The 21567-nt window shown below is 46.4% G+C and carries 21 protein-coding genes; 4 read left to right on the forward strand and 17 right to left on the reverse strand.

Annotation, left to right across the window (positions count from 1 at the left end; genetic code table 11):
- Positions 1-50 precede the first annotated feature (50 nt).
- On the forward strand, positions 51-1064 hold the full coding sequence (locus L0991_20060) for a substrate-binding domain-containing protein (GenBank protein ID XGB64325.1): 1014 nt from the start codon (positions 51-53) through the stop codon (positions 1062-1064).
- A 200-nt stretch (positions 1065-1264) separates the two neighbouring features.
- Here L0991_20060 and L0991_20065 read toward each other — a convergent pair whose 3' ends face one another.
- Both L0991_20065 and L0991_20070 read right to left on the reverse strand, forming a co-directional pair.
- Positions 1265-2893 carry an ABC transporter ATP-binding protein gene (locus L0991_20065; GenBank protein XGB64326.1) on the reverse strand — a complete coding sequence of 543 codons (1629 nt, stop codon included), beginning with the start codon at positions 2891-2893 and terminating at the stop codon, positions 1265-1267.
- A 12-nt stretch (positions 2894-2905) separates the two neighbouring features.
- Positions 2906-3400 (reverse strand): hypothetical protein, encoded by a 495-nt coding sequence (locus L0991_20070; GenBank protein XGB64327.1) that lies wholly within the window; start codon positions 3398-3400, stop codon positions 2906-2908.
- 241 nt (positions 3401-3641) lie between these two features.
- Between L0991_20070 and L0991_20075 the strand changes: the two genes are divergently transcribed.
- Positions 3642-6002, forward strand: a complete 2361-nt coding sequence (locus tag L0991_20075) for an AAA family ATPase (protein XGB64328.1) — start codon at positions 3642-3644, stop codon at positions 6000-6002.
- Positions 6003-6129: 127 nt separating this feature from the next.
- Here L0991_20075 and L0991_20080 read toward each other — a convergent pair whose 3' ends face one another.
- Positions 6130-6876 (reverse strand): flagellar brake protein, encoded by a 747-nt coding sequence (locus L0991_20080; GenBank protein ID XGB64329.1) that lies wholly within the window; start codon positions 6874-6876, stop codon positions 6130-6132.
- 272 nt (positions 6877-7148) lie between these two features.
- On the opposite strand from L0991_20080, the gene L0991_20085 reads away from it, so the two are divergent.
- Positions 7149-7433, forward strand: coding sequence for an N-acetyltransferase (locus L0991_20085; protein XGB64330.1), 285 nt, complete (start codon positions 7149-7151; stop codon positions 7431-7433).
- An 11-nt stretch (positions 7434-7444) separates the two neighbouring features.
- Positions 7445-8563 carry a phosphotransferase gene (locus L0991_20090; protein ID XGB64331.1) on the forward strand — a complete coding sequence of 373 codons (1119 nt, stop codon included), beginning with the start codon at positions 7445-7447 and terminating at the stop codon, positions 8561-8563.
- 72 nt (positions 8564-8635) lie between these two features.
- Here L0991_20090 and dsbD read toward each other — a convergent pair whose 3' ends face one another.
- The 14 genes from dsbD to L0991_20160 form a co-directional block, all read right to left on the reverse strand.
- A complete protein-coding gene (dsbD, locus tag L0991_20095; protein ID XGB64332.1) occupies positions 8636-10432 on the reverse strand; it encodes a protein-disulfide reductase DsbD in 1797 nt (598 codons plus the stop codon).
- Positions 10429-11406, reverse strand: a complete 978-nt coding sequence (locus L0991_20100; protein XGB64333.1) for an FAD:protein FMN transferase — start codon at positions 11404-11406, stop codon at positions 10429-10431. Before L0991_20100 ends, dsbD begins: the two co-directional genes overlap by 4 nt.
- Positions 11396-12622: a DUF3570 domain-containing protein gene (locus L0991_20105; protein XGB64334.1), complete on the reverse strand. Its 1227-nt coding sequence runs from the start codon at positions 12620-12622 to the stop codon at positions 11396-11398. The genes L0991_20100 and L0991_20105 overlap by 11 nt, the downstream gene beginning before the upstream one ends.
- 89 nt (positions 12623-12711) lie before the next feature.
- Positions 12712-13212: a DUF4266 domain-containing protein gene (locus L0991_20110; GenBank protein XGB65422.1), complete on the reverse strand. Its 501-nt coding sequence runs from the start codon at positions 13210-13212 to the stop codon at positions 12712-12714.
- On the reverse strand, positions 13212-13676 hold the full coding sequence (locus tag L0991_20115; protein XGB64335.1) for a TlpA family protein disulfide reductase: 465 nt from the start codon (positions 13674-13676) through the stop codon (positions 13212-13214). The genes L0991_20110 and L0991_20115 overlap by 1 nt, the downstream gene beginning before the upstream one ends.
- A 71-nt stretch (positions 13677-13747) precedes the next feature.
- On the reverse strand, positions 13748-14953 hold the full coding sequence (locus tag L0991_20120) for a VWA domain-containing protein (GenBank protein ID XGB64336.1): 1206 nt from the start codon (positions 14951-14953) through the stop codon (positions 13748-13750).
- Positions 14946-15506, reverse strand: a complete 561-nt coding sequence (locus L0991_20125) for a hypothetical protein (protein ID XGB64337.1) — start codon at positions 15504-15506, stop codon at positions 14946-14948. The genes L0991_20120 and L0991_20125 overlap by 8 nt, the downstream gene beginning before the upstream one ends.
- A complete protein-coding gene (locus L0991_20130) occupies positions 15496-15939 on the reverse strand; it encodes a pilus assembly protein (GenBank protein XGB64338.1) in 444 nt (147 codons plus the stop codon). Before L0991_20130 ends, L0991_20125 begins: the two co-directional genes overlap by 11 nt.
- The gene (locus L0991_20135) at positions 15939-16679 is read right to left on the reverse strand and encodes a tetratricopeptide repeat protein (protein XGB64339.1); all 741 of its coding nucleotides are present in this window, start codon (positions 16677-16679) and stop codon (positions 15939-15941) included. Before L0991_20135 ends, L0991_20130 begins: the two co-directional genes overlap by 1 nt.
- Positions 16676-17527 (reverse strand): type II secretion system F family protein, encoded by an 852-nt coding sequence (locus L0991_20140; protein XGB64340.1) that lies wholly within the window; start codon positions 17525-17527, stop codon positions 16676-16678. The genes L0991_20135 and L0991_20140 overlap by 4 nt, the downstream gene beginning before the upstream one ends.
- Positions 17524-18438, reverse strand: a complete 915-nt coding sequence (locus tag L0991_20145; GenBank protein ID XGB64341.1) for a type II secretion system F family protein — start codon at positions 18436-18438, stop codon at positions 17524-17526. Before L0991_20145 ends, L0991_20140 begins: the two co-directional genes overlap by 4 nt.
- A complete protein-coding gene (locus L0991_20150) occupies positions 18435-19781 on the reverse strand; it encodes a CpaF family protein (protein ID XGB64342.1) in 1347 nt (448 codons plus the stop codon). The genes L0991_20145 and L0991_20150 overlap by 4 nt, the downstream gene beginning before the upstream one ends.
- The gene (locus tag L0991_20155) at positions 19781-20941 is read right to left on the reverse strand and encodes a P-loop NTPase (protein XGB64343.1); all 1161 of its coding nucleotides are present in this window, start codon (positions 20939-20941) and stop codon (positions 19781-19783) included. The genes L0991_20150 and L0991_20155 overlap by 1 nt, the downstream gene beginning before the upstream one ends.
- Positions 20938-21561, reverse strand: coding sequence for a CpaD family pilus assembly protein (locus L0991_20160; GenBank protein XGB64344.1), 624 nt, complete (start codon positions 21559-21561; stop codon positions 20938-20940). Before L0991_20160 ends, L0991_20155 begins: the two co-directional genes overlap by 4 nt.
- Positions 21562-21567: the final 6 nt, after the last annotated feature.

Raw genomic sequence — 21567 nt, forward strand, 5'->3', positions numbered from 1 at the left:
GATGGGGAGCTTTAGGGCTCCCCTTAATGTCACTGGGTTAGGGTATCGAGATGCGCACTAAAACTAAAAAAACCACCGTATACGATGTAGCGAGGCTAGCTGGCGTTTCGCCAAGCACGGTCTCTCGTTTTCTTAATCGAACAACCTATGTGTCGGATGATAAAAGCCAGAACATCGAACAGGCGATCAAAGACACCGGCTACAAACCGAATTTTCAAATGCAGGAAAACATTAATCGCCGTTCATTAACGATTGGTGTATTAGTGCAACACCCTGATAGCCCTTATACCAGTCGTATCCTTAACGACATGGAGAAAACCCTGATAGCCCAAGGCTATTCGTTGGTGATAGCTACCGGGCATTGGCAAAAAAAGCTTGAGATACACGCCTTAGAGTATCTTGCTAAGAGTAATGTCGATGGCATGATCATCGTGACAGGCAGTATAACTAAAGAGGACATTGCCAAGTACGCGCCAGACACTCCTGTGGTTGCGGTGGGCTATGACATGGTTGCGGATAATGTTCGCTCAATTAACATTGATAATGTGTTGGGTGGTTATATGGCAACCCTCCATTTGCTCCAACAAGGGCATGTGAATATTGCACATATCAAAGGGCTTTCAAGCCAGCCAGACGCAGGTAATCGCTTTGAAGGCTATAAGAAAGCGCTTCAAGAAGCGGGCATTAAGGTGATGCCAAAGCTTGTTAAGCAAGGGGATTTTAGTAGTGAAACTGGCTATGAGAAAACCGTGGAATTAATCGAGTCGAAGATTCATTTTTCTGCTCTGTTTGCCGCCAATGATCAAACGGCTTATGGGGCGATTAAGGCGCTCCACGATCACGGCTACAAAGTGCCAGAAGATGTGTCTGTAATAGGGTTTGATGATTTGCCTACGTCGAAGTATTTCACGCCAGCATTGACGACTTTGAGACAGCCAATTGAAGAGATTGGGGAGGTGTGTGCTCAGTCTATTTTGAATTTACTTTCAGGTGAGAGACATGAAGCGCGACTACCACCGATTGATTTACTTGTTAGAGAATCGACTAAGTCTTTGTATCGTTAGTTGATGGTGAAGTGATTGAGTCTTAGGGGATGACGTTGAAAGACACATTATTTCCCTTCAGAAACGAAAAATGTCGCATCCATGCGACATTTCTCTTTTGGCGGCCAAACCAGTTTTGCTATATCCATTCTAGAGTGCAATCCATTAGATGCTTTTTCAGAATGTACTTATAAGACGCTGTTAATCTTGATTAGTTCCCTTTAAGCGGCATTTTTTTCCGAATTATTTTCTAAATCGAATGACGCAGCGATGAGTTTCTTGGTGTAGTCGTTTTTCGGCGCATTAAAAATCTCTTCAGCTGAGCCTTCTTCCATCACTTCACCCTTCTGCATCACAAGTACACGATCTGAAAGTGCCTTTACGACCGAAAGATCATGGCTGATGAATAGGAAGCCGATATTGTGTTTAGTTTGGATGTCTTTGAGCAGGTCAATCACGGTCAGCTGTACTGAGCGATCGAGTGCCGAAGTCGGTTCATCCAACAAAATGAAAGATGGTTCAAGAATGAGCGCACGAGCAATCGCAATACGTTGTCTTTGTCCTCCAGAGAATTCATGCGGGTAGCGGTTGATTGAATTTGGCTCTAGACGAACCTCAATCAGCGCTTTACGAGCTCTTTCTAAACGTTCTTGTTTTGACAAGTGAGGTTGATGCACCGTTAAGCCTTCGGTGATGATTTCGCCAACCGTCATACGTGGTGACAAGGAACCATAAGGGTCTTGGAACACCATTTGAACATCTTTTTTCAGGCTATGGCGCTGTTTGTCGTTGAGTAGGCTGACGTCTTGCCCCTTATAGACAATACGACCTGAGCTTGGCAATAAGCCGATTAACGCACGTCCAAGGGTTGATTTACCTGAGCCTGACTCGCCGACAATACCGAGGGTTTCACCTTGTTTTAGGTTCAACGAGATGCCTTTCACCGCTTCAAAGTACTGATTTTTTGACTTGATGAAGTGCGGTTTCACCAAGAACTTAACGCGAATATCTTCAGCAGATAGAAGCTCTGGAGCTGCGGCGCTTACCGGATCTTTCGCCCCTTTAGGTATCGAGTTAATGAGCATTCGAGTGTAGTCATGTTTAGGATTATCGAACAGTGATTGAGTCATCCCTTCTTCTACGAGCTCACCTTTACACATCACTAGCACGCGATCGGCGAAGTGTTTCACCACACCCAAGTCATGGGTGATGAACAAAATTGCCATTCCCATCTTGCCTTGAATCTCTTTGATAAGAGAAAGCACTTCAGCTTGAACCGTTACATCTAGTGCAGTTGTAGGCTCATCCGCAATCAGAATATCCGGTTCATTAATCAGTGCCATTGCGATCATGATGCGCTGCAACTGACCACCCGAAAATTCGTGAGGGTACTTGGTGTATGACTTTTCTGGCATTGGCAAGTGCACAAGATTAAACAGCTCTATCACACGCTGTTTAGCTTGAGACTTTGATACTTTGCGGTGACACATAATGGCTTCTGCCACTTGAATACCTACGCGCAGATATGGGTTCAAAGATGTCATCGGCTCTTGAAAGATCATGCCGATTCTGTCGCCACGAATCGACTGCATTTCACGCTCTGATTTGTCGAGAACAGATTCTCCCTCAAACTCAATCTGAGACTGTGGGTCAATAATGGCGTTGTCTGGAAGCAGACGCATCAGAGCGTTAGAAGAGACAGACTTACCAGAACCTGATTCACCAACAATGGCCAAGGTTTCGCTAGATTTAAGGGTAAAGTTAACCTTTTTCACCGCATCAACGATTCCATCGTTGGTTTTGAAGCTAACGGAGAGGTTATTGACTTTGAGAAGAGCCCGGTCCGACATGATATATCCTTATCAATTTAAGACATTTGGTGAAGATTGAACTTCTGACGTTGTTTTTAGTTGCCCAAAATGGTGATGAGCACGTTGAATTTGTTCTAGCTCTAGCATCCAATGCGAGCTGCGTTGAGCACTGCAAAAAGCGATCAGGTGATTGAGTAGATCCTCACTCTGCTTTTCCAGTAACCCGTGGGTGCGTTGAATCAGCTCTGTGCTCTCAAGAGAGATAAATTGCATTAACGCATAAGACTGATTCAATGTATCAAAGGCTTGCTTGTGTTGACCTAGGCGGTTGAGAATCTCAGATTGAGCCACGCTTGCATCTCTGAGTCCCGCAAGTAGACAGGCAAATTGGCAAGGCTTGATATCGCTTTGGTATGCCGCATCTTGAATGTGGTGAGGAAGAGAATTGAGAACATCACCATAAAGGCGCTGTGCTTCTGGCCAGTGACCTTGCTCCATTAACTGTTCAGCTTTTAGGTAGTGCATCCAGCATCGTTCAATTTCCATATCCACATCCTCGATTTATAATATTTTAAAATGTTAATGATATTTATTATCAATTGCAAATTAAAATCATTCATGTGTTAGGTTTGGTGAATTAAATAGCTTGTTATTCGTTAAATTGCATTAAATTGTGTGTTATTTGTTCGGTTGAACAGCGATGTAGCGTAAGTCACTAAATTTATAGGCAATTACATCTACACTGAATTTATCTACACCCAAGAAATAAAGGACTAAGGAGGCGGCGATGGCGATTCAAAGACTCAATACAGAACAACTGTATCAGGTAGCAGAACTCGAAAAGTTACCATGCAAGTCGACCAAAGAACTGGCTCCAATTGACGAAATCGTCGGGCAAGAACGTGCGCAAAAAGCCGTTGAGTTCGCGATGTCAATTAAGGAAAAGGGTTACAACATTTATGCGATAGGACGCAATGGTCTGGGTAAGCGCACCATGATCTTGCGTTATCTCAACCGACACCCTCATGAAGTTGAGGAGCTTTTTGACTGGTGTTACATCGCGAATTTCGAGGATATCCGTACACCTAAGGTACTGAAACTTCCGCGTGGCGTGGGCAGCAGCTTAAAGCAAGATATTGAAAAGCTGATGCGCAAACTCATCAAAGCGATGCCACTCGCGTTCGACAATGAGATGTACTTCAGCCGTGCTGATCGACTAAAGAACCAGTTAGCAGCCAAGCAACAAGCTGCGCTAGAGGCGATCAGCCAAGAAGCGAAAAAGAACGGTGTGAATCTGACGATCACCACTCAAGGTGATTACCAATTCGTAGCAATGAACGGCGATGAGCTTCATACCGAAGAGAGCTTTGATCTGCTGTCACCGGAAGAGCAAGACCAGTTCGATAAAACCATCGATGCGCTGGAAGTTGGGTTGCGAACGGTTTCTCGTGAACTGACGGAACTTGAAGAGACGTATACCGAGAAAATTCAAAAGCTGAATGATGACACGGCGCGAGATGTGATCACGCACTTCATCAAGCAATTGAAGAAGGATTACAGCGAATATCCAGACATTAAAAAGTACCTAACCGCACTGCGTAAAGACATTGTCGATAACGCTGATATTTTCTTAGAAGAGAGTACTGAGCAGGCTGAAGTCGCGACGGCTTCTTTGGACAAGAAAATGCCGCGTCGCTACAAAGTGAACGTGATAGTAAGCCAGAAGGAAGACACTCTCCCGATTGTGGTCGAGGAGAATCCGAACTATCACTCGCTGTTTGGTTATGTAGAAACGGCAACCTTTAAAGGCACAGTATTTACTGATTTCTCGTTGATTCGCGCAGGTAGCTTACACCGAGCGAACGGCGGTGTGCTGTTGATAGATGCGGTCAAAGTGCTAGAACAACCTTACGTATGGGAAGGCTTGAAACGTGCGCTGCGTTCTCGTCAGTTAAGCTTCACTTCATTAGAGAAAGAGGTGACGTTAACTGGAGCGGTATCGCTCGACCCAGAACCTATTCCTCTGGACGTTAAGATCATCTTGTTTGGTGATTACCGCACATACCAGCTACTGCAACATTACGATGCGGAGTTTGGTGAACTGTTCCGTGTGACGGCCGACTTTGAAGATGAGATGAAGCGTACTGCTGACTCTGAAATGCATTATGCGCGCTTTATTTCGAGCATCGTCCACGACAACAATATGCTTCACTGTGACCGCAAGGCGATTGCTCGCATTATTGAGCACAGTTCTCGTCAGGCGGGTGACCAAGGTAAGCTGTCCCTGCACTCAGCACACATTGCTAATCTGCTTCGTGAATCCAACTACGTGGCGAGGGGTTCGAAGTCGAATCTGATTCGTGCATCGCACGTCGACCAAGCGCTATCGAACCAACAGATGCGTGTTGGACGACTACAAGACAGCGTAATGGAGACCTTCACCAACGGCACAACACTGATTCATGTCGATGGTGAAGCAGTAGGACAGGTCAATGCGCTGTCGGTATTAAGCACAACGGATCACATGTTTGGTGCGCCAAACCGAATCACGGCGACCACCGCTTATGGTGATGGTGAAGTGATTGATATTGAAAGAAACGTAGACCTTGGTGGCAGCATTCACTCGAAAGGGGTGATGATCTTGTCGGCATATCTCTCTTCTGTGTTTGGTAAGACGGCCAAAGTCCCGCTTACGACTAACATCACTTTCGAGCAGTCTTATGGTGGCGTTGATGGCGATAGTGCGAGTATGGCGGAGTTCTGTGCCGTTGTATCTGCATTCTCTAAGCAACCAAACCGTCAAGACATTGCGATTACTGGCTCGATGAACCAGTTCGGTGAGTCTCAGCCAATTGGTGGTGTGAACGAGAAGATTGAAGGTTTCTTTGACGTATGTGAAATCAAAGGTCGTTCTAATGAGCAAGGGGTTATCATCCCGCGCTCAAATGTTCATAACCTGATGCTGCGTAGCGATATTGTGAAAGCGGTGGAAAAGGGCGAGTTCAATATCTGGGCGATTGATCATGTGACAGAGGCGATTGAGCTATTCACAGGCAAACCGGCAGGTGAAGCGAGTGATGAGGGCAGTTACCCTATCGATACTATCTTTGGTATCGCGCAAGCTAAGCTTAATGCCTTACGTAAATAGTGGAAGCAGGTAGGTGAGAGCAGGAAAAAGCTCTAAACCTATTATCGTTTTGAAACAAAACAGCCATCGACATTATCGATGGCTGTTTTTTATTTGGGGCCTTTTGCTTCGTTTCTATCGAGAGCGTTTAAGCATTACGCAAACGAAGTTTGGTGCCGTCGAACTTCAGCTTACTGAGCAGGTTCTTGGCATTGGCTTTACCGATATCATCAAACTCGACACCATAACGCGCGTAGTGCGTTGATCTTTGCAGATTACACACAATCCCTCGAAGTGGCGGAATCAGCGGACCATTGTAGTTCTCAGGCGTAATTTCGATAGAGACTCGGTCGGCAACCTGAATTGGACGAGAGGTTGGTGATGTAACAAAGCGACAACCACTCTTTGAGAGGTCTCGAATCTCGCAGTTCATGCGTTGATCATCAAAGATCACTCGAGAGCTTAGGTTTACTTCATAGCGCGTTTCTTTACGCAGTTGCGTCACTTGCATGGTACTTGGCGTGGAAAGCACGATGATAGGAAAGGGTTCGCCAACGGTGTGGTGAATCTGAGACCTAAAGTGGATCAGAGCACCTTCGCCTCGCAAAGAGTAGGCACGAGCCGTCATCCAAAAACCTTCTTGAAAGAAAAAGCGTAGGTCATCACTGGAGATCTCCGGTACCTCAATCAGGATACAGTTATCACTGTGAGTGCCGATAAATTTGGTGGTAGCGAGAAACTTGGTACCAACAGGTGTCGAGACATTTAACGTCAGCTCACTGCCATGCTCAATCATAGCCAGCGCATCGGTACTATTAATGGTGGTGACGGTTCGATTTCGAGGATCTTGCAGTGCCTGATTATGCTCCAAAGGCTTCTTCAGTGGTGCGTTCATTATAGGTTCTCCATGTGCCAACATGCGTCTGTTAGATATTGATAACTTGCTAACAAGGGGTTATTACGTGCTAGATTTAGTAGGCGTACTAACGCAATTTATAGAGTGCTTCTTATTGGTTTGAATTTTATTTATAACCACACGCTATAATAATATTTTCTTTGTTTGTAAGTACTTAGTTTTATTTATATGCACTTGCGTTAGTCTATTACAAGGAATTCATACTTCAAACTTTAATTGTTTGTCGTATCCATTATTTGCAGGAGTTGAGAATGCAGGCAGTTAGATGGGGTCAAGATGCGAACCAGATCACGGTTGAATTGGAACCAGATCAATTTGCGGTTGTTAAGTATAAAAAGGATGGCGAGGTACTGCATATCACCTCCACTCGAATCCCTGATGAACTGCAAGGTAAGGGCTTTGGTAAGGTGATGATGGAGTCGGTACTCCCTGAAATTGAGCGAGCGGGTTACACCATTATCCCGGTATGCAGTTATGTTGTTCACTACATGAATAGACAGCCACAATGGTCACACCTTTTAGCTGACAAGGCGTAGCAACGAGTTATATGTCTCAATCAATATTTCCAAAACACTCTATCGAATCCGATGTTAATCCCAGCCAGCAACTTCCTGAGCTTTATCAAAAAATAGCCACGTCACTAGGTTGTCACAAAGGGTTCGATATTCACGTGATTCAACGCTTGTGGGGCGGCTATGGCGAGTTAGTGCGCTTAGTCTTTACAAATAGTAGTGATGCTGGGTTCAACAGCGTTATCGTTAAACATGTCGCGTTGCCCGATAAAACTGAACACCCGAAAGGATGGAACACTAAGCTGTCTCATCAGCGTAAAGTGCATTCCTATCAAGTAGAGACGGCGTGGTATCAATCCTTCACTCAACAATGGGATGAGCGCTGCCCCGTGCCTGTGGGGTTGCAATGTGAATTAGCAGACAACGAATGGCTTATCGTGATGCAAGACTTAGCCGATAGCGGTTTCCCTTTAACCTCTCAGTTTGATGTACTGGCCGCTTTTGATGAACCAGCTTCAGGCGAGCAGCATCATGCTTACACGCCTGTTGAGGTTAAACAGTGTAATGCTTGCTTAAAATGGCTGGCTAACTTTCACGCAAAGCACATTAATATCAATCAAGAGCAGTCGGTATCCTTGTGGCCAGTCGGTACTTATTGGCATTTAGACACGCGTCCTGATGAGCTAAGCGCCTTGGCGGATTTACCTTTGAAACAACAAGCGCAGCGCATAGATCGTTTATTGAAAGAGTGCCCGTATCCTACCTTAGTGCATGGCGACGCTAAGCTCGCAAACTTTTGCTTTGATCCAGAAAGTGAAAACGCGGCTGCAGTCGATTTTCAATACGTTGGCCATGGGTGTGCAATGAAAGACGTTGCCTTGTTCATGAGCAGTGCGATTAGGCCTCGAGATTGCCAAGAGTATGAAAATGAAGTGTTAGATACTTATTTCCAGCACTTGAAAGATGCACTTGCACACTATCAACCACAGCTCTCATTTGAAGACGTCGAACTCGCATGGCGACCACTGTTTTACGTTGCGTGGGCTGATTTCCAACGTTTCGTAAAAGGTTGGAGTCCGGAGCACTGGAAGATTAATCCTTATACTGAGCAGCTGACTCAAGCGGTGGTTCAGCGGTTGGAAATGTCTAAGTAAGCTTCTTCACTCAGCAGACCAAACAAAAACGCCCAATCACTGATTGGGCGTTTGGGGTTATTGAGCGACTCTCTAGTTTGTCAGGCTGCTGGGTTCCGCTGTACGGGCTGCTACAAGCTGATTAGCAAGTTTGAGCTTACTGTTAAAGCCTGCTTTGTCGATATCTCCCATGACTCGTGCGGGTTCTAACTCACCGCTAGCGGGTGAGTAAAAGAAAATGGCTGGTGGGCCAAACACATTCTTATTGTTAAGCCATGCCATTTGTTCTGGCGAGCTTTCTGTCACATCTAGCTTGATGGTCTGCCACTCTTTGAGTTTTTGGCTGATTTCTTGATCATTGAATACGTTGGTCTCAATTACCTTACAAGAGACACACCAGTCTGCATAAAGGTCGACTAGCACCTTTTGCTCAGCATTGGCTGCAGCTTGTAATTGCTGCTCTAAGTAAGTGACTGAACCGGTTTTCTCAAAAGACGTGATGGCCATAGGTTGTGCGGACTCTCGATTCGCAAGCGGGTTGAGAGGATCGGAATTTCCTAAGAAAAAACCTACAAACAGAATCAAGCCATAGCTCAGTGGCAACAGCGCAGAAAACTTACGAGTACGAGCCCAGCCTGGTTGTGCCGCTTCTAGCGCGCCGAAGTGAACACCCGTACCAATAGCAAGGAGTGCCCACAAGATCATAATGATTGATGGGTCAACGAAGCGGCTTAATAAGACGATAGCCACCGCGAGCAGCAGTACACCGAAGACTTGCTTAACCGATACCATCCACGCGCCACTTCTTAACAGTAAGCGTCCGCCGCTAGCACCGATCGCGATAAGCGGAACACCCATGCCTAGAGCCATGACAAACAGGGTTGCACCGCCAAACATCCAGTCTTGAGTGGTAGATACATAAAGTAATGCACCGGCTAGTGGCGCACTCACACAAGGCGAAACCACTAGGGCAGATATCGCGCCCATCGCAAATACGCTAGCAATTTTACCGCCGCCCAATTTGTCTGAACCACTGTTGAGTTTCTGCTGCAGTGCAGCTGGGAGCTGAAGTTCATAGAAACCGAACATGGCTAACGCCAGTAAAATGAACACGGCGGCAAAAATGCTGAGCAGCCAAGGTTGTTGCATGGCTGCTTGTAAATTGATGCCTTTTGCTAATGTGGTGACCAAAATCCCTGTCATGGCATAACTGGTCGCCATACCCAGAACGTACGAGCTAGAAAGCGCTGCACCTTTCTTGCCTGTCATCGCTTTTTCACCACCTATGATGCTGGCTAAGATAGGAATCATAGGCAGCACACACGGCGTTAGAGACAGGCCTAAGCCAAGCAAGAAGAACACAAGTAGTGCCTGTAATTTGCCTGCTTGAGAGAGAAACGACGACAAGCCATTGGTATCGTCACTGATCTCACCTAGCATTTGAACCAGAGAATTTGATGGCTTCTCAGTAGTGACTTCTGCCAACGCCTCGAGCGTAGGTAAATCCAGCACTAGCTTTTGTGGCAGGTAACAAAGCCCTTTGTCTGCACAGCCCTGATAGCGGACGGTGAGCTTGCCACTTCCGGTGTAAGGCACGGTAACAATAAGTGGATCGTGAAATACCACTACATTGCCAAAGTTAGGGTCTTGTTTTTCTTCACCTGGCAGAGAGTATTGAGGATCTAATGTCGATAATGAAGACTCTTCTTTAAACGAGAAGCGAGATTGATAAAGATAGTACCCCGGGTGTGTATCAAAGCGGATAACTGCGCCTTGGCCTGTGGCTTCCCATGTAACAGGGAAGGCTTCTTCAACCGGAAGAAACTCACTGTCTTGAGCATGTAAAAAGCTGCTAAACAATAGAATTAACGTGAGTAGGTAGTTTTTCATGAATGCAAAAACTCCGTGCTTTGGTGAATGTGTAATTGATCGTCGATGTAAATAACGGCGCTCTCTTCTGGTACTGAAATGTTCGGGTTGAGCGTCAAGGAAGTGCTAAGTACACCCGCTTCCAAAGTGGAGGAAGCTATTGCCGTAACAGACAGAATTTTCTTTTCTACGTCTTGTTTCGACAAAATATGAGACGTGGTTTTATCGCCGAACTGCATCTGACGTTCACTGTGGGCTGATGTGGTCAGCGCCGCGTCGGTAATCGGAACGGCAAAAAAAGGTGTCTTGTTGTCTCTTGGATCCAGAACTGCAATATTGAATGGCGAACCATCTGGCTTTGTACCCAATGCATAGATATCACCGCCAAAATTCACCAACATTGAAGTTGCACCAAGTCGCTTACCTATCTTTACCGCTTGGTCGACCGCGTACTCTTTGATGACGCCACCAAAATCGAAGCGAGTGCGTGGATCAGGGATGTGTAGCCTTCTCCTTGATAAGTCGACTTCACTTTGTAGATCGACGGCTCCTTCTCGATCCACTGTTTCTTCTAGATCTATTGCCTCTTGTAGCTCCCAAGCCTGCTTGCCCAGAGCGGAAGAGAGGGCTTGAAAGGCATGACCATGTGACATCTTCGGCTTCTGCTGTAAAAGATGTTTGATACTGCCAACGGTGGTATCAAACGTGTCGAATGTCAGTTGGCTTAATCGGTCGAGATGCTCAAAAACTTCCGCAGACTCTGAATCGAGTTCGACTTCACTGGTTGTACGCTGATTTATATGTCGCGTTAGCCATGAATCATCGCTGTAGAAGTTATATTTGTCTTCTAAGCGGTGTGTGTTCTGCTCTATCTCATCAGCGATGCTTTTTGCGCACGCCTTTGGGAAGTGGGTCAAATCAAGCGATAAGATTTGCACTTCACATGGTACTGTCATGGCATGGAAGCGATGGACAAAGGGCAGCTTAGAATTCATATGTTGCTCCAACCGCCCACCACTGCGCTTCAAACCCGTTGCTCTGTTCGTAGTAAGCCGCCAGCGCATTTAAACGCACGGTTTTATGGACCTTAACACTCGCGCCAAGCTCATAAGCATTCGCGGTGAAGTTACCTAGGCGGAGGTCAGAAGTCGCGTAACCTGTCGAAGCAAAAGAAGGGTCAGCGCTGCTAGGGTCGCGATAGAAATCTGCCGCATCTTGCGTATACCAGAAATAACCGGGTGCTAGGGTTAGCCACTCACTGACACGCCAAGATAATTTGCCGCCTATTTGATGAGACATCACGCCCCAGTCATCCATGAACCATTTGTAACGTGGCCGGATTTTGATGCTATCGGACAGCGAGTAGAAGGTTTGGATGTTGATGCCGCCAGACAGTCGGGTATCTGGTCTAGAGTCTTGCCCCAAGAACACTTCGTCATCATCGATTTTGCCATCGTCGTTAATGTCGACTTCGCGAAGAACCGTTAAATAGTGGTTGCTCAAGTAACCGCTACGGTAGCCTGCGTAAGCGGTAAAAATGCTGTACAGATTTGGTGTAAAGGTTTGAGATAACCCCGCTTCTAAGCTACCCGTGAAGATGTCTTCCCAGCTCTGGCTATTAGAAGAGCCAATAACGTATTTGCCAAATGCCTGAGTTTGGTCGAAAAGAGCAGAGCCCCCCAAGCTGTACGAACGGTTTTTAGTGCTATCGGCATAAATCAAACCTTTACCATTGATACCAATGCTCTCGTAATCTTCTTCTTGGGATACATTGCCACCAAAGGTCCATTCATTGCGCAGTCTGTCACGATAGGTGGCACTCAAGCTGAGTGCTTTTCTTGTGTCTTCTAGGCCGACTTTCTGGACCTCATAATTGTCTCGGTGAGGATCGTAACCCGCACGGATGACCTCGTTAGTTTTGTCTTGAGCTTGCTGAGTTTTCAGGGCGCGATTTATTTTGTCGGCATCCGAAGCAGGAGGCGTTGTAGGGCCCCATGCTGGAGATGCACCTGAAACACTGTCGTAGCTTATTTCTGCGTTTAGGGTCCAATCTAAGCCGATACTTTTTTCAATCGAAACCATGGTGTCCTTAGCCGAAACTCTGTCGTCATACTCTTCATAGTTAAGGTAATGCACAGAGACATGATCTTCAGCTAATGCCACATTAGCCACTGCCGCTGCACTTAGCAGCGTAATTGGTAGTTTTTTCATTTTGTTCTTATTTTGTTTTTGAAGTACTGAATATTTTTTTATTGATTGAGTGTTTTTTTTCGATTGAGTTTTTGGGGTCGATTTACTCGTTAGTTACAGCCGCAGCCACCGCCGCCAACACCGCTGCCACCCACAGAGCCTTGTTTGTAGGCGAAGACTTTTTCTGAGAACACATCAAATTCCGGTACTGGACCGCCCGGTTTCATCTCTTTTTGAGCTAGCGTTCCTTTTTCCCAAGGTTTTACCGGCTCAATATCAAGAAATTCATCGACGAACGCCAGCGCTGAAGGCTTGTTAGTCTCTTCTGGTGCTTTCTCTTTGATAACCAGTTGCTTTGCCTTTGGTGTAACCATGTCGATGTTGCGTCTTGTTGCACTCTTGGTGGTTTGGTTTGAGTGCGTGCCGCCACTGGAGTAAACTGTGCTGGAGATGATCTCTTCTTCTACGATGGGACCATCGCTATTAGTGCTGTTATTACTGGTTTGCTGTTCGACGGGCTTTTTTCCTAAACCACTAAGGTCGAGTTCAAGAGCTGCGTTCGCGGTCATTGGAATAGCGAGCAATCCAACAAGGGTGGCTTTCATCAACATCACAACTGCACTCCCATTTTCACTAGGTCATCAGTAATGACGTCGCCAATGTAGTTGATTGCGCCAAAGCGAATCTTGATAACCTTGCCTTGGTAGATGTAATAAAGCGCAGGCATACCGATAGGCTTAAATTCAGCGATCAATGCTTGCTCTGGATCGTTGACTACTGGGAATTCCAATCCGAGTTGTTTTTGAAACTCAAGGCCAACTTCAACATCCTCATCGACATCAACGCCTTTGAACGTCACGCCAGTGCCTTTAAGCTCTTTGTAGAGTTGGTTTACTTCTGGAAGCTCTTCACGGCAAGAAACACACCACTCAGCAAAGAAGTCGACGATGGTGAGCTCCTCGTTGTTGAGTTGCAGTTTCTTGATAACGTCTTGCGATAAAGAGTCACCTTCTTGATAAGCCATTGCAGGCAAGGAAAGGCACAGCGCCAATAACGCTAGGGCTCGTGTAAACATGTTTTTCTCCATATTGTTTTTAATTTTTCTGTTTTAAATTCAGATGTTTTTAATCAAACGCTTTGTTTGAATTAGCGAGTGAGGTGGATGCTTGCCGAGTATTCAACCGCCAAAATGTCGGAGAAGTACTCGTTAAGTTGTGTCGTATTGGTGGCACTGAATACGCGTAAAGGATTTCCAGCACAGTTCTCGAATTGAGTAATTCGAGATGGGCTGACGCCATAGCCGATGAAATTCATTTCAATGCCGTACTGCTTGATAGCCGTATTGCAGAACCCAGCGTTTACCAGTTGGGTGAACGCGTCCACATCGTCATTACCATCGGTAAAAAGCACCAACTTTCTTCTGGTTTCGGGCGTGGTGCTCACGTTCACTCCCCATGCTTGTTGCCAACTTGGGATCAGCTGCCTCACTCCCCATATCAGACCTTGATAAGAGCGAGTATTACCGTTTGCTGTGAGGCTGTTTATCGAGTTTTGGACGCGGGAAAAGACGTTGGTCAATGGCAACATTGGTGATTCTTGATTGCAGTCGCTTAACCACTTACTTGGCGGCGTAAACTTCACAGGTCGCTCTGAATGCAGCGTCGCGAGGTTATCCACGGTCAGCGCCGCAGAGAAATCACCATTACGATAGCTAAGCCCATCGATACAGTAGATTCCGGTCGCTTCTTTGGCTAACCAGGGCGGGCGATGTGTTGCCACCCCAGAATCGAAAGGAACGATCGAAATGCTCACTGAATCTAAATCGTTAGCGTTTTCGCTCTGATATTGAATCGTATTCAATGCGTTGGACAAAATAGATTTTAGTGACGACATGTTTGAGCCCATGGAGCCAGATACGTCGAGCACTAGTACCAACTCTGTTGGAATCGCAGAGTGTTTGCTTTCAACCACCCCCTTAAAGCCTCCACCTGTTGCCGTCACCTTTTGGTCATCGCGTCTATAGCTGAAATGAGGCAATAACGGTGTAACGGAGTAACCTAGGCTAATTCGACACTCTTGGCTTTTCGGTGTTAATCCACTTACACCTTTCAGTGTCGGGTGATAGTAATCTTGGTATGCGCGCATCATTCTCAGAGTCGCCTCATCAGCAAAAGCACAAGCTAATGCGGCAGAGTCGGCGGCTTGCGCTGCTCGATTAGAAACCATCACTTGCGCTGATATCATCAAAGTGCCGACGGCGATAAATAGTGCAGGGGTCAGCAGTGCCAAGAAGGAAAGGGTGATCGAACCTTTCTGCTGACGAGCCAGGCCGATAAACATTGAGTTAACCATAGTGCTTACCTACCACTACTGATGAGCTTTTTAAGCTTTTTGGAAGAGCGAGTCGTTCGTAGCTAAATGGTGTCTCCACGCATAAGGTCAGCTGAACCAGGGTGGACGGTCTTCCATCCAACGCAGGATCGCCGCTGCCCACAACGAGCATGTCCGTAAGCTGTTCAATCGGTCGATCACTTTGGCAGTCGCTTCCCGCATACAGATGTTTGTATTCCCACGTTGAAGTAGCAATATCAAAGACACGACTTTCAAGTAAAAGCCCAATATCGCTACGGGCAATGCTACTCGGCAGGTAACTTTCAGCGAGTACGATCAATGGACCTTTTAGAGTCTCGGGTAAACCATTCTTACCTTGCTCAGGTTTAAGTTGAGTTGAAGAAATCGCATTCACTAGATTGTAGGTAACATTGTCTAACTGAGTCTGTAGGCTGAATAAACGGTAGATAGCAACGAACCCCCACAGAATGATCATCATCGCGAGTACGACAAATGGGAATTCCACGGCTGCTGATCCCGCCTGTTTTTGGGTGTGTGTGTGATTAACCGTCATAACTCACCAATACCTTTCTTTCCAAGGTTGTCATTTGGCCGGTACGTTCTAAAAAACGAGTTGAAAGGCTAGGCAGTAGAGCGAATGAAAATCCGTAAGACACCGTGTATTCCCCCAATACTGCTTTGCTTATAGGTGCCGCTTTTCTGTTAACTAAGTCCGGTAGGTTTTCAACGTACAAAGGTTGAGACAACTTGATCTTGCTGCGTTCGATCAGTGGGAAACTGTCGATAGTGTCGATGAAAACTTGGTTTGATATGGGACCAAATGGTCGAGTTTTGACTTCTCGAGCACCTGCATGAACGGCGACATCGAAGATGATGTTGACTAGCAGCAAGCGGCAGATCTCAAAGAACCCAAGTATCAGCAATAGAAACGGTAGGGTGATCATTAGAAACTCAACGCTATTCGCACCTTTCTGACGAGAGAGCATTATTGTTCTCCTCGATCAGCGTGAGCGGCTAGGGCTTGGTAATACAAGCTATTGTTAGCGTACTCCGGTTGCGATAAGTGTTCACGAGCGATTGCTTTTGCAGACTCGCTGTCACCAGAAAGTGCGTAAGCCAACGCAAGGTTAAGCTGGAGCTTTACGCTAGCTTCACCTCTGACAAAGATCGGGTGCAGAATACGAATCCCTTGATCTGGTTTACCATCGAGTACCCAAGCCATTGCGAGGTTGTTTCGGTATTCGTTGCTTGAAGGCATTAAGCTAAGCGCATTTGAGTAACACTCTCTGGCTTTGGAATACTGCTTATTGAGCGAGTAACTGACTCCTAAGCTATTTTGAGCAACGTCATCGGAAGCATCCAGTCGAACAGACTCTTCAAGAGCTGAAGTCGCTTGTTCAAGCTCTCCTAAAGCTAACCATGAACGGCCTAACTCACGGTAAATCGCATTGGATTGATTAAGCTCGATACCACGCTTTAAGTAATGCAGTGCTTCGTCATAACGACTGGCTTGATTAGCTGCGGAGCCCATCAACAGCAGTAACTGCGGGTCATTAGGGTTCGCTACCAACATTTTGCGATAGAGATCCATGGCGCTCTCTGGCTTACCATTCATTAACGCAACTTCTGCCACCTTCATGTTTTCGGCGGTATCTTTTTCAACATGGTTGGTTGATTGACAGCCGAACAATATCAGCGACAAAAAGAATAACGGGATGGTTCTCATAAGCCCCCCAGAGTTTGTGTAAGAGATAACATGATTGGCACGACGATGATGCCCACCACAGGTAGCATGATGAAAACCACCAAAGGGAATGACATCTTGGCTGGTATTTTTCCCACCCACTCTTCCAGCTCTAAAAAGTGGTATTGACGGCTATCCGAAGCGATCAGTTTGAGGGCATCAGCCATAGGCGTACCGTATTGCAATGCTTGGTTCATGGTAGTGACAACGTTGTTGATGTCAGACAGTTGTACACGTTTGTCTAGGTTGTTGAGTGCCGTTTGTGGAGAATCGAGAACAGAGATTTCTGTTGCGGTTAACAGCCATTCTCGTGACAAGGCAGGGGAGATCGAACGCATCTCTTCACCAACGCAGCGAAATACCGCTTCGAGTGTTAGGCCAGATGCAACACACACTACCATTAGGTCGACGGCATCGGGTATTACTCGGCTGATCTGCATTCGAACTTGGTTCACACGCCATTCAAGGATGCGATCGAACAGGATGCCGACAACAATGCCGATAGCGATACACTCTGCCGCCGAATTCATCGTTAGCACTGGAATGCGAGTGGCATACCAAGTAACAGCACCTACGGTCATGGTGATTAATCTAAGCCCTAAAAAGTACATCTCTGCATTTGGGTTAAGCCAGCCAATCAGAACCAGCTTTTGACGTCGAGATTTCTCACCTTGGAAACGCCACTTACTCGACGTGTTTTTATACTTTGAGGAATAGCTTGATACGCGATTCAGTCGCTCAGCCACAACGTCTCGTTTGAACGAAGATAGGTGTGCGATCAGCGTGAGAAGAACAGCTAATCCCAACAGCAACATGGCAACATACATCATGATGAGAACCTCTTATTGCGAGTCAGAGCATTCAAAATTAAGGTGCCGATGCTGATGCTAATGAGTGCATAGGTCAGAACTCGTTGGCCCAGTTCAGTGTTAAACAGCTGCTTAATCATGTAGGGCTCAATTAAATAGATGCCACCTAGCAATCCTATGGGTAAGACAGAGAGAAATAACGCTGTGATACGAGGTTCTGAGGTTAAGCTCTTCACCTTTTTTCTCGTCGCTCGGTTGTCATGCATGGTTCGGCTTAAGCTATGAAGAATGTCGCGCAGTTGACCACCATTCGACTGGTTAAGGATCAGTGCAACAGAGAAATAACGAAAGCTGCTGTAAGGGAGGCGAATGCACGCATCGTCGAGACTCTGACGAAGACTAAGGCCAAGCGCAAGATTGTCGCGAAGGTAAGAGAACTCGCGTCCTAGCAAGCCAGGTTGCGTCTGTGCCACTTGATCAATCGCTTGTGGGATAGATAGCCCTGCTGATACCGCTCTAGAAATCAATCCAAGGACGTTGATGATGTCTTTTTCAAACTCTTCTACTTGTCTCTTTCTGCGATAAAACACAATGGCACACGTACATATGAGCCACAGCCCCAGTGCTGCAAGCAATCGAAGATGCACTGGAAGTTCCGGTACTAACAGGTAACCAGCAACTGGAAAGCCAACAACCATTGAGGCGATAAAATACTTATCCCAAACAGGCAGCAAGGCATTTATTCGTAGGAAAAAGGCATGCAGTTTGTTGGCGCGCTGGTGGCTCGACTTTTTGATAGAAACGTCTGCAGGGCTTACTTTGTAAGCATTTGATACTAATGACAGGCGCTTATTAACAATGGCTTGTTTTGAGTTGAGCTTTATTAGCCAAACCGTAACCAGCAGCGCAGAAATAGTAAGAACAACAATCATCCGGCTTCAAGCTCCATTGCCACCCTTAGTTGAGCGTCTAGCTGGTGATATTTCGCTTTTTCGTTGAAGCTTGGCACGCACTTGGCACTCTTATATTCACCAATTAGGTTACCTTGCTGGTCTTCCGATAGCGTTTTAAAGGCGAACAGTTCTTGAGTGACGTATTGCTCGCCCTCTAATCCTTGTACCTCGGTTATTGAAACAATGCGTCGCTTGCCATCGCGCATTCGTTCTACTTGGATAACCACATCAATGGTGTCGGCGATTTGGCGACGCAGTGAAAAGAGAGGCAGCGTTGCCTGGCTCATCATTAGCATGTTCTCCATGCGCACCAGTGCATCTGTTGCAGAATTGGCGTGAAGTGTACACAGCGAGCCTTCGTGGCCTGTGTTCATTGCTTGCATCATCTCAAAGGCTTCATCGCCACGAACTTCGCCTAAAATGATGCGATCTGGTCGCATACGTAGGGCATTTCGTACTAACTCTCTTTGAGTAATCGGCGTTAAACCTTCTGCATTGGCTGGGCGAGTTTCTGCACGCACCACATGGGGTTGTTGCAGGCGCAGTTCTGCTGTGTCTTCAATGGTGATGATGCGTTCTTGAGGCGAGATGCTGAAAGACATCGCGTTAAGCAGGGTGGTTTTACCTGCACCGGTACCACCCGCGACAAGAACGTTGAGGCGAGAGCGAACGATAATATCAATAAGCTTAATCATCGAATTCGACATCGCACCAAACTGTGCCAATTGGCTCAGTGTCAGCTTCTTTTCATTGAACTTACGGATAGATATGTAGGTTCCATCAAGCGCGAGCGGCGGGATCATGACATTGACACGGCTGCCGTCGTCTAGCCTTGCATCGACTAATGGATTCGATTCATCGATTCGTCGACCTACTTTGCTCACGATACGTCGCGCTAAGTTGAGAAGCTGCTCTTCATTACGAAATTGGACCGTTGTTTTTTGCAGTTTGCCTGAACGCTCGACGTAAACTTCACGGTAACCATTGACCATGATGTCAGTGACCGTTTGGTCTTCAATCAGTGGTTGTAGTGGTCCCAACCCTAGAAATTCATTTAAGAGCTGTTCTACAGAATGAGTCACATCCTGATGACCGAGTGGTAGCTGCTTAGAGACCACAATTTCCGATACCATTTCTGAAATTCGAGCTTCAAGATCGGACGCACTTAAACTCACAACCGCTGATGGATCGATTGCCTTGATGATCTCTTCATGAATCACATGATAATGATCACGTAACGAAGGAGCGGATCTTAACGTTTCATGCAACCGAGCTTGGTTGACTTCAATCGGATCAACCGTGTTTGCTTTTTGACCAAACATTATGCACCTCGCTTCCAAAAACGGCGGCTGCTTTGCTGCGATTCACCTGTGATTAATTCAACTAAAGAGTTGAACGCCACTTTCACTTTCCTGTTACCTTTGTGGGCAGGTTGACCAAGTGATGACTTGCTCAAAAAGTGGTTCGGGGAGAATGGAATGACTACGTCTACCGGGACACCTAACGACTTTTTCACATCGTTAACTGAAATCATTGAGCCTGAATCGGACTTGGTATGATTAAGTACAACGAGCGTTTGGGAGTCGACTTGATTCTGAAGTCGTTTGATTATTTGACCGGCATTGCGGATAGAGCCCAGTGTTGGCTCTACGACAATCACTCGGATATCGGCACTTTTCAGTACGTCAAAGCCAACTTGATCACGCAAAGAGTAAGTCGGGATATCCACTAATAGGTAGTCTGAGTTTTGTAGGCAAAACTTGGTAAATTGGTCTAAAGCGCTCTTTTGTGGCCAAAATGGTGTGGCATCTAAAGGTAGATAGCCAGTAAAGAGGGTGTGCTTTGCAGATACACTGATCCCACTACGCTCGAAAACTAACGGGTCGAGTCTCTCTGGGTATTGTAAAAGCTCGATCAATGCTGAGTTTCCCTCAACATTGAGTAGTAGATCCAAGTCGCCCATTGAAAAATCTAGGTCTAGACAAGCCACTTTCTTGTCGAGCTCCGAAAGTTGCTGTGCAAGGGTTGCAGTAATGGTGCTGCTGCCTGAACCACCTTTTGCACTGACAACCGAGATGACTTTTTCATGTCGTTTTTCGCTGTTGTTCTGTAAAGCCGCGAAAGAAACGTGTTCCAGATCTTGCGGAGTCACAGGAGGTACTAGATAGTCACTCGCGCCTGATGCCAGCATGCCACGGTAGATGAAAATTTCACCTGAATGGCCGATAGCGATAATTTGACAGCCTGTACGCTTAATCAAGCGCTGCACGGCTTGTTTTGATTCAGCCAGTTCACAATTCAACACATCGAGAAATATTGTCTTGATGCCATGCTTCAGAACGTGTCGCACTACGTCGTCTTCTTGATTTGAAGAGACAGTGATGTTGTGGATACCAAAGTCATTCAGTGTATGCGTAAGCGCTAGGGCATCGAGTTGCTCAGACGCTGCGATCAGTACCGTTAACTGGTGTACTTGATTCATAGCGTACCTCCTTGCGTGGTCGTCGAAGAACCATTATTTGGCTGTTGGTTTTGGGCTGGTGGAGCAAAGTAGTTATCGATACTAGAGACAGCTTTCTGCCCTTGAGCACCATTAATCGGTTGACCGACGATCAGGTCTTTAGGGTTGGCTACCATTTGTGCAAGCGCATTGGCATTTGCACACCCAAAATTGCGCTGAGTACGGTAGGCGTTGAGCGTCGTTCTTGGCGTTTTACCCGCGTCACAGGCTGTGACTTTGGCGCGGTAAGACTCGACTAAAATAGTGATGTCGCCTTTACCTACTGTTGCTTCGTCTGCTACCCAAATTTGTGAGGGGTAGAGACCTGATTCGATAAGGTGAAGTCTTACTTTCTCGAGCTGCTTTTCACCTTTGGGAGTTGTTTTTTCTATTTTGACCATCAAGCTACTCGCGCTGCCTCGACGAGCGATAAAGTCAGAAATATCGGCCTTTTCCTGAGCCGACAGCGTTTTCCCGGCAAGTGTCAGAGAGAACTTGTTAGTCACAGACACCACATCGACTGATGGTTGTTGAGTGGTTGGCGTAGGTGCGCATCCCGCCAACACAAATAGGGCAGGGAGCAATAAGGATAATTTATTCATGGTGTC

The sequence above is a fragment of the Vibrio chagasii genome (assembly GCA_041879415.1).
Lineage (GTDB): Bacteria > Pseudomonadota > Gammaproteobacteria > Enterobacterales > Vibrionaceae > Vibrio.

What these genes read in the sequence shown, in the direction of transcription:
- L0991_20105 (XGB64334.1), bottom strand. Translation starts at nt 12,622, where the DNA reads ATGAAAAAACTACCAATTACGCTGCTAAGTGCAGCGGCAGTGGCTAAT.
- L0991_20060 (XGB64325.1), top strand. Translation starts at nt 51, where the DNA reads ATGCGCACTAAAACTAAAAAAACCACCGTATACGATGTAGCGAGGCTA.
- L0991_20090 (XGB64331.1), top strand. Translation starts at nt 7,445, where the DNA reads ATGTCTCAATCAATATTTCCAAAACACTCTATCGAATCCGATGTTAAT.
- L0991_20130 (XGB64338.1), bottom strand. Translation starts at nt 15,939, where the DNA reads ATGCTCTCTCGTCAGAAAGGTGCGAATAGCGTTGAGTTTCTAATGATC.
- L0991_20155 (XGB64343.1), bottom strand. Translation starts at nt 20,941, where the DNA reads ATGAATCAAGTACACCAGTTAACGGTACTGATCGCAGCGTCTGAGCAA.
- L0991_20070 (XGB64327.1), bottom strand. Translation starts at nt 3,400, where the DNA reads ATGGAAATTGAACGATGCTGGATGCACTACCTAAAAGCTGAACAGTTA.
- L0991_20110 (XGB65422.1), bottom strand. Translation starts at nt 13,212, where the DNA reads ATGTTGATGAAAGCCACCCTTGTTGGATTGCTCGCTATTCCAATGACC.
- L0991_20080 (XGB64329.1), bottom strand. Translation starts at nt 6,876, where the DNA reads ATGAACGCACCACTGAAGAAGCCTTTGGAGCATAATCAGGCACTGCAA.
- L0991_20125 (XGB64337.1), bottom strand. Translation starts at nt 15,506, where the DNA reads ATGACGGTTAATCACACACACACCCAAAAACAGGCGGGATCAGCAGCC.
- L0991_20100 (XGB64333.1), bottom strand. Translation starts at nt 11,406, where the DNA reads ATGAATTCTAAGCTGCCCTTTGTCCATCGCTTCCATGCCATGACAGTA.
- L0991_20120 (XGB64336.1), bottom strand. Translation starts at nt 14,953, where the DNA reads ATGGTTAACTCAATGTTTATCGGCCTGGCTCGTCAGCAGAAAGGTTCG.
- L0991_20140 (XGB64340.1), bottom strand. Translation starts at nt 17,527, where the DNA reads ATGATGTATGTTGCCATGTTGCTGTTGGGATTAGCTGTTCTTCTCACG.
- L0991_20065 (XGB64326.1), bottom strand. Translation starts at nt 2,893, where the DNA reads ATGTCGGACCGGGCTCTTCTCAAAGTCAATAACCTCTCCGTTAGCTTC.
- L0991_20115 (XGB64335.1), bottom strand. Translation starts at nt 13,676, where the DNA reads ATGTTTACACGAGCCCTAGCGTTATTGGCGCTGTGCCTTTCCTTGCCT.
- L0991_20075 (XGB64328.1), top strand. Translation starts at nt 3,642, where the DNA reads ATGGCGATTCAAAGACTCAATACAGAACAACTGTATCAGGTAGCAGAA.
- L0991_20135 (XGB64339.1), bottom strand. Translation starts at nt 16,679, where the DNA reads ATGAGAACCATCCCGTTATTCTTTTTGTCGCTGATATTGTTCGGCTGT.
- L0991_20160 (XGB64344.1), bottom strand. Translation starts at nt 21,561, where the DNA reads ATGAATAAATTATCCTTATTGCTCCCTGCCCTATTTGTGTTGGCGGGA.
- L0991_20150 (XGB64342.1), bottom strand. Translation starts at nt 19,781, where the DNA reads ATGTTTGGTCAAAAAGCAAACACGGTTGATCCGATTGAAGTCAACCAA.
- L0991_20145 (XGB64341.1), bottom strand. Translation starts at nt 18,438, where the DNA reads ATGATTGTTGTTCTTACTATTTCTGCGCTGCTGGTTACGGTTTGGCTA.
- L0991_20085 (XGB64330.1), top strand. Translation starts at nt 7,149, where the DNA reads ATGCAGGCAGTTAGATGGGGTCAAGATGCGAACCAGATCACGGTTGAA.
- dsbD (XGB64332.1), bottom strand. Translation starts at nt 10,432, where the DNA reads ATGAAAAACTACCTACTCACGTTAATTCTATTGTTTAGCAGCTTTTTA.